The organism is Corallococcus sp. CA047B (genome assembly GCF_003612065.1).
GTDB lineage: Bacteria > Myxococcota > Myxococcia > Myxococcales > Myxococcaceae > Corallococcus > Corallococcus praedator.
Window position 1 is genome coordinate 1 of record NZ_RAWD01000429.1, and the last position, 6,567, is coordinate 6,567.

The window sequence follows — 6,567 nt, forward strand, 5'->3', positions numbered from 1 at the left end:
GCGTGGCGCTGGGGTTGGGGCTGCTCGACTGGGGGACCTGGGGCACGCCCTTCCACTCGTTCCTGGCCTACGTGCGCTACAACGTCCTGTCGGGCGAAGCCGCCGCCGCGTTTGGCGCGTCACCGCCAGCGTTCTACTGGGAGCCCCTGCTCAAGGCCGTCCCCCTGTGGGCCTGGGCGGCCCTGCCGCTGTCCCTGGGGACGCTGTTCCGCTGGCGCACGCTGTCCCTGCCGCTCACCTGCGCGGCCGTCTACACCGCCGTCCTCCTGCTGACCCCGCACAAGGAGGAGCGCTTCCTCTACCCGGCCCTGGTGCTGGGGTTGCTAGCGGCGGCCTCCCAGCTGGCCGCGTCCATCATGGCGCTCCAGCGGCCCTTGCCGAGGGGTGTGCTGGCGTCCCTTTCACTGTGGCTCGGCTTCGTGAACACCCAGGGCTACCCCTCCCAGGACCTGCGCCGGGACCAGTTCCGCGCCATCGTCCAGGCCACCCGGGGGGACGCGACGGGGCTCCTCATCGTCAACGAGGGTCTGTGGGGTTCCGGGGGCTTCTTCTACATCGGCCGGAACATCCCCTGGCGCACCTGCGACTGGCCCCGCGACGCGGCCTTCCAGGCGTCCGTGCGCGACCCCACCTTCAACCGCGCCGTCACCTTCGAGGGCCGCGCCCTGCCAGAGCTCCAGGCCGCGGGCTTCCGCATCGTCCGGCAGGTGGAGCGGGAAACCATCCTCGTCCGCGATTGAGCGGACGGGCGGGCAGGGGAGGGTCTGCCCGCAAAGCAGAAGCGCCGGTGTCCCTCGAAGGGACACCGGCGCTTCATGTCAAAACAGAACGGCCGGGACACACGCGGAAGTACGCTACCGTTGCTTCCTTCCGGACCTGGCGGGGTTCGCGCCCCCACGTTGTCCCGACCACAAACTCTGTACTTCGAAGCTAACAACGGAGAGGGTGGGATTCGAACCCACGATACCCTTTCAGATATGCACGCGTTCCAGGCGTGTGCCTTCAACCGCTCGGCCACCTCTCCAAGGACAATGGAGCGGAGAGCGTAGGATTCGAACCTACGGTACCGTTACCGGTACGCCTGATTTCGAGTCAGGTGCCTTCGACCACTCGGCCAGCTCTCCAAGTATTCAGTTTTCACGTCGCTTCGCGCGCAAGCGCTCGAAGAACGTCTTGAGAAGCTGGCGAGAGTCCTCCGCCAGGATACCGCTTGTGACCTGGAGCCGGTGGTTGTGTCGCGGCTCCTCTACGAGATTGTACAGCGAACCGACCGCGCCCGCCTTGGGGTCCATCGTACCAAAGACGAGTCGGGTGACGCGAGACTGCACCAGCGCACCGGCGCACATGGCGCACGGCTCCAACGTCACGTACAGGGTGACGCCAGAAAGGCGCCAGGCACCGCGTGCTTTCGCAGCGGCATCCAGCGCGAGCATCTCTGCATGGGCGAAGGGGTTTCGGTCGCACTCGCGCCGGTTGAAGCCCGTGCCCACGACGTTTCCGTCCAGCACCGCTACCGCACCGACGGGTACTTCTCCGAGTGAAGCTGCTTCCCGCGCGAGCACAAGTGCCTGCTGCATGAAAGCGATGTCGTCACTCATGAGTCCTGCGCCACAAAAAGAAGATGGCGCTCCCTGGAGGATTCGAACCTCCGGCCTTCGGATTCGTAGTCCGACGCTCTATCCAGCTGAGCTAAGGGAGCAATGTCTTCCGGTGCTGCTTACAACTGATGGCGGAGAGAGAGGGATTCGAACCCTCGATACCCTTACGAGTATGCAGGTTTAGCAAACCTGTGCCTTCAGCCTCTCGGCCATCTCTCCAACTCTTCTCTGTCAAAGACCCGCGAAACTCAAGTCCAAAATCGGAGGCGGTAGGATTCGAACCTACGGAAGGCTTTCACCTTCTGCGGTTTTCAAGACCGCTGCCTTCAACCGCTCGGCCACGCCTCCACAACTTGTGCCGTCGGTCCCCCTCGGGCCAACCGCGCCCGTGGGGCCGCCCTTCTACATCATTTCGGTTCGCGTGCAAGATGGTTGTTGGCCCCTTTTCCTGACGGGGCCCCATCTTTTCGCGCGCTACAGGGGGCGAAGCTCCTTCAGGCCGCCCATGTACGGCACCAACGCCTCCGGGATGGCGACGCTTCCGTCCTCCCGCTGGTAGTTCTCCAGGATGGCGATGCTCGTGCGCCCCACGGCCAGCCCGCTGCCGTTGAGGGTGTGCACCATCTGGGGCTTGTCGCCCTTCTGGGCGCGGAAGCGGATCTTCGCGCGGCGGGCCTGGAAGTCGCCGCAGTCCGAGCAGGACGAAATCTCCCGGTACGCGCCCTGGCCCGGCAGCCAGACCTCGATGTCGTACGTCTTGCGCGCGCCGAAGCCCATGTCCCCGGTGCACAGCAGCATCACGCGGTGGTGCAGCCCCAGCCGGCGCAGGATGTCGCACGCGTCGTCCGTCATGGCCTCCAGCTCCTCCAGGCTCTTCTCCGGAGGGGCGAACTTCACCAATTCCACCTTGTGGAACTGGTGCTGGCGGATGAGGCCGCGCGTGTCGCGCCCCGCCGCGCCGGCCTCCGCGCGGAAGCAGGGGCTGAAGGCGCAGTAGCGGATGGGGAGCTGGTCGCCCTCCAGGATTTCGTCCGCGTGGTAGTTCGTGACGGGCACTTCCGCCGTGGGGATGAGGAAGCGCTCGGGCTCGCCGGACGTCTTGAAGGCGTCGTCCTCGAACTTGGGCAGCTGGCCGGTGCCCATCATCGTCTCGCGCAGCACCAGGTAGGGCGGCAAGAGCTCCGTGTAGCCCTTCTGCGTGTGCACATCGATCATGAAGGTGACGAGCGCCCGCTCCAGCCGCGCCAGGGCGCCCTTGTAGAAGGTGAAGCGGCTGCCGGACACCTTCGCGGCGCGCTCGAAGTCGAGCATGCCCAGCGACTCGCCCAGCTCGAAGTGCTGCTTCGGGGTGAAGAGCAGGTTCGGCTTTTCGCCCCAGGCCTTCACCTGGACGTTCTCGTCCGCGCTCGCGCCCACGGGCACCGATTCGTGGGGCACGTTGGGGATGAGCAGCAGGATGCGGTTGAGCTCCTCCTCCACTTCCTTGAGGCGGGACTCCTTCTCCTTGATCTCCTGGGAGACGCCGCGCAGGTCGCCGCGGAGCTTCTCCATCGCGGACGGATCCTCCTTCGCCTTGCGCTTCATCTCGTCGTTGGCGGCGTTGCGGCGCGCGGCCAGCGCTTCCATGGAGACGTAGAGGTCGCGGCGCTCCAGGAACAGCGCCTGGAAGGGCCCGAGGTCCAGGCTGCCGCCCCGCGTCTTCAGTCGGGCGACGACCGCATCGAAGTTCTGCGCAACGTTCCGGAGGTCCAGCATAGGGGGACGCCTTGTAGTCATCCCGGGCGTGGGCCGGCAAGGCTCACCACGTCCGGCGTGCTCACGGCCGGACGCACCCCGCCCCCACGGCCTGACCGCCTGCCCCAGGGGCGGACCCGGAGGCCCGCCCGGGGAGGCCGGTCAGTGTTCGAGGTCGTAGATTTCGTCCTCGATGTCCTTCTTGTCCGCCGCGTCCGGCTTCTTCACCAGGTACTCCTTGAAGGCGGAGATGGCGTCCTTGCGCTTGTTGCGCTCCTTGTAGGCGAAGCCCAGGTAGTAGAAGGGCTGCGGGTTCTCCGGCTCCGCGGCGGTGGCCTTGCGGTACCAGTCGATGGCCTTGGCGTGCTGGGCCTGCTCGGTGAAGGCGCGCGCGACCTTGTAGTAGACGTACGTGAGCTTCGGATCCGCCTTGATGGCCGCCTGGTAGCGGCGCACGGCGTCGTCCCAGCGCGCGGCGTTGAAGAGCGCGTCACCGATGGCGCCCATCACCCGCGTGCGCTGCGGATCCGCCTTGAGCGCGGCCTCGAAGGAGGCGATGGCGCCGTCGAAGTCGGCCTTCTCCAGGAACGCGTGGCCCAGGGCCTCGTGCGCGTCCGCGTAGTTGGCGTCCAGTGCCACGGCGGACTGCCACTGCTCCACGGCCTCCGGCAGCTTCTTCGCGTCGCGCAGGATGACGCCGTACGCGTAGTGGTAGTCCGGGCGCTTGGGCGCGCGCTCCACCGCGCTCTTCATGCTGTCGAGCGCCTGGGTGTACTCGGAGCGCTTCGCGCGCACGAGGCCCAGGTAGTAGAGCGCCTCGTGGTTGGAGGGCTCGTTGCGCAGCGCGAGGCCCAGGTTGCTCTCCGCGCCGGGCAGGTCGCCCTTCTCCAGCAGCACCGCGCCCAGGGTGATGGGGGTGGTGGTGGAGCGGGGGTCCTCCTGCTTGGCCTTCTCCAGCTCCGCGGCAGCCTCGTCCAGCCGGTGCAGCCGCCAGAGCACGAGCCCGCGCTGCAGCCGTCCGTCCTTCAAGAGGTGCGGATCCAGCTCCAGGGCGCGGTTGGCCTCCGTCTCCGCGCGGGTCGCATCGCCGCCCAGCAGCGCCACGCGCGACAGGCCCAGGTGGGCGTCCGCCAGGTTGGGGTCCAGTTGCACGGCGCGGTCGAACTCCTGCTGCGCCAGCAGGCTGTTGTTCTCCGCGAGCGCCAGCTCTCCCAGGCCCGCGTGCACGCCCGCGTGGTCCGGCGCCTGCGCCGCGGCGGCCTCCAGCAGGGCCCGGGCGTCCGCGTTGCGGTGCTGCCGCAGGTACAGGCGGCCCAGGTAGAGGCCGGCGTCCACCAGCTTCGCGTCCGCGGCGGTGGCGCGCTTGAAGTGGCCTTCCGCGTCCACGGGCTTGTCGAGCGCGTCCTCGATGCGACCGTAGAGGTACGCGATGCGCGCCTCGTTGGGGAAGCCCTTGCTGGCGGCCTCCACGGCGGTGAGCGCGTCCTGCATCTTGCCCGTCATCACCAGCGAGGTGATGTGGCCATCCACGTACTCCAGGTTGCCGTTGTCGTCCTTCGCGAGCGACTCGAAGAGGGGCAGCGCGCCGTCGTAGTCCCGCTGCGAGCGCAGCACCTGGGCCAGCTGCGCCTTGATGAAGGTGGAGTCCTTGTTGTCCTTCAGGGCCTCCTTCAGTTCGGCCTCCGCCTCCTTGGGCTTGAACTGCTGGAAGAGGGCCACGCCCTTGAGGCCGCGGGCGCGGGCGCGCTCGGCGGGCCCCAGTTCGCTCTGAAGCTTCAGGGCGCTCTCCACTGCCTGGGCGCCCTGTTCGATGTTCGCCTTGCGCACCAGCAGCTCCACCGCGGCCAGTTCCACCGCGGACGCGGCGTGCTGCGGGTCGGCCTGCAGCGCGGCGGCGTAGGCCTGGGCGGCCTCGTCGGCCTTGCCGGCCGCCTGGTACAGGTTGCCGAGCGCGTGGTGGGCCTTGGCGGACTTCGCGTCGCGCTCCAGCACCTTCTTCAGCGTGGCGATGGCGTTGGCGTTGTCCTTCTGCTGCGCGTAGGTCTCCGCCAGGAGGAAGGCGAGCTCCAGGTCGCCCTGGTTGCCCTCGCGGCTGTACGCGTCCCGCAGGCGGGTCTGGACCTCCGCGCCCTTGCGGGCGTTGAGCGCGAGTCCGGCGCTCGTCTTGAGGACCTCCACGTTCTTCTCGCCCAGCAGTTCGATGGCCTCCATCTGCTTCTGGCAGGTGTTGAGGTCGGCGCGCTCCGCGGCCGCGTAGCGGCGCTGCAGGTACGCCACCGACTGGCACCAGAGGGCGCGGACCTCCGGGTACTCCTTGCCCTTGAGCACCTGGGCGCTCTTGTCGCGCGCTTCCTGGTAGCTGGCGTAGGTGTCCCTCAGCAGGCCCAGCTTCGCCTCCGCCACGAGCTTCGCCTGGGGGGAGCCCGAGGACACGCTGGCGGGGAAGAACTTGTGGCGGCCGAAGGCGCCGTAGCGGCTGGCCTCGAAGCCCGCGCCCGTGCCCAGCACGAGCACCGACACGCCGGCGGCCACCAGGAAGGGGATGCGCTTCTTCCACTTGAGGTCGGCGGCGCTGCGGTCCACGACGGACACCGCGGCCATGCGGCCTTCATAGAGCTGGCGCAGCCGCTCCATGCTGGCCTGTCCGTTCGCGGGCTCCGTGCCCGCCGTCTCCGTGCCGGCCTGGGCCGCGGAGGCCGCGACGGGGATCGCCTTGGCGGGGCCCTCCATCAGCCGCTGGATGGCGCTGGCGAAGATGGGCACCGTGCCGATGGCGGACCAGCTCTCCGAGTCGGGCGAGACGTCCTCGTTGCCCAGCAGCTGGCCGTCCTCGAGCATCTTGACGATGACGCCCTCTTCGAACGGGCCGAACATCTTCCCGGAGCGCCGGCGCACGTGGAAGCGCTTCACCTGCATGCGCCCGCCGCTGTCCTTGCTGGCGGCGTCGTCGATGAAGCTGAGCATCTCCAGGCCGTCCGTGGGCCCCGCGGCCTCGCGCCCCCATCCGCAGACGTACGGCTACGGCTCCGAGCCCCAGGTGGACGCCTTCGCGATGGCGCCGCCCGCCGCCGAGCCGGAAGCGGATCCGTTCGGCCTGCCGCCGCCGTCCGACTACGCCCAGGCGTCCGTCCCCGACGCCGACCCGTTCGCCCTGCCCCCGCCGCCGGCCTCCGGCCCGTCGTCCTACGACCTGGGCGACCTGCCCGCCGCGGGCGAGGACCCCTTCGCCCTGCCG

3 protein-coding genes, 5 tRNA genes, 1 other RNA gene and 2 pseudogenes are annotated in these 6,567 nt (G+C 68.7%); 2 read left to right on the forward strand and 9 right to left on the reverse strand.

Going from position 1 to position 6,567, the window contains the following annotated elements; translation table 11 throughout:
• Positions 1-740 (forward strand): annotated as a pseudogene (locus D7X74_RS37950) (mannosyltransferase); the annotation flags it as partial.
• Between the two features lie 82 nt (positions 741-822).
• Here D7X74_RS37950 and ffs read toward each other — a convergent pair.
• The 9 genes from ffs to D7X74_RS37995 form a co-directional block, all read right to left on the reverse strand.
• Positions 823-915: signal recognition particle sRNA small type (gene ffs / locus D7X74_RS37955), an RNA gene on the reverse strand.
• 22 nt (positions 916-937) lie between these two features.
• Positions 938-1,024 (reverse strand) — tRNA-Ser (locus D7X74_RS37960).
• 13 nt (positions 1,025-1,037) lie between these two features.
• Positions 1,038-1,124, reverse strand: a tRNA-Ser gene (locus tag D7X74_RS37965).
• A gap of 6 nt (positions 1,125-1,130) precedes the next feature.
• Positions 1,131-1,598: a tRNA adenosine(34) deaminase TadA gene (gene tadA, locus D7X74_RS37970; protein WP_120537858.1), complete on the reverse strand. Its 468-nt coding sequence runs from the start codon at positions 1,596-1,598 to the stop codon at positions 1,131-1,133.
• A gap of 24 nt (positions 1,599-1,622) precedes the next feature.
• Positions 1,623-1,699: transfer RNA gene (locus tag D7X74_RS37975), tRNA-Arg, on the reverse strand.
• A 28-nt stretch (positions 1,700-1,727) separates the two neighbouring features.
• Positions 1,728-1,817, reverse strand: a tRNA-Ser gene (locus D7X74_RS37980).
• 42 nt (positions 1,818-1,859) lie between these two features.
• A tRNA-Ser gene (locus D7X74_RS37985) sits at positions 1,860-1,946 on the reverse strand.
• Positions 1,947-2,072: 126 nt separating this feature from the next.
• Complete coding sequence (gene serS, locus D7X74_RS37990; RefSeq protein WP_120537859.1) at positions 2,073-3,353, reverse strand: serine--tRNA ligase; 1,281 nt, start codon at positions 3,351-3,353, stop codon at positions 2,073-2,075.
• 141 nt (positions 3,354-3,494) lie between these two features.
• Positions 3,495-6,248, reverse strand: a complete 2,754-nt coding sequence (locus D7X74_RS37995) for a tetratricopeptide repeat protein (RefSeq protein ID WP_370450854.1) — start codon at positions 6,246-6,248, stop codon at positions 3,495-3,497.
• A gap of 34 nt (positions 6,249-6,282) precedes the next feature.
• Here D7X74_RS37995 and D7X74_RS38000 point away from each other — a divergent pair.
• A pseudogene (locus D7X74_RS38000) lies at positions 6,283-6,567 on the forward strand (hypothetical protein); the annotation flags it as partial.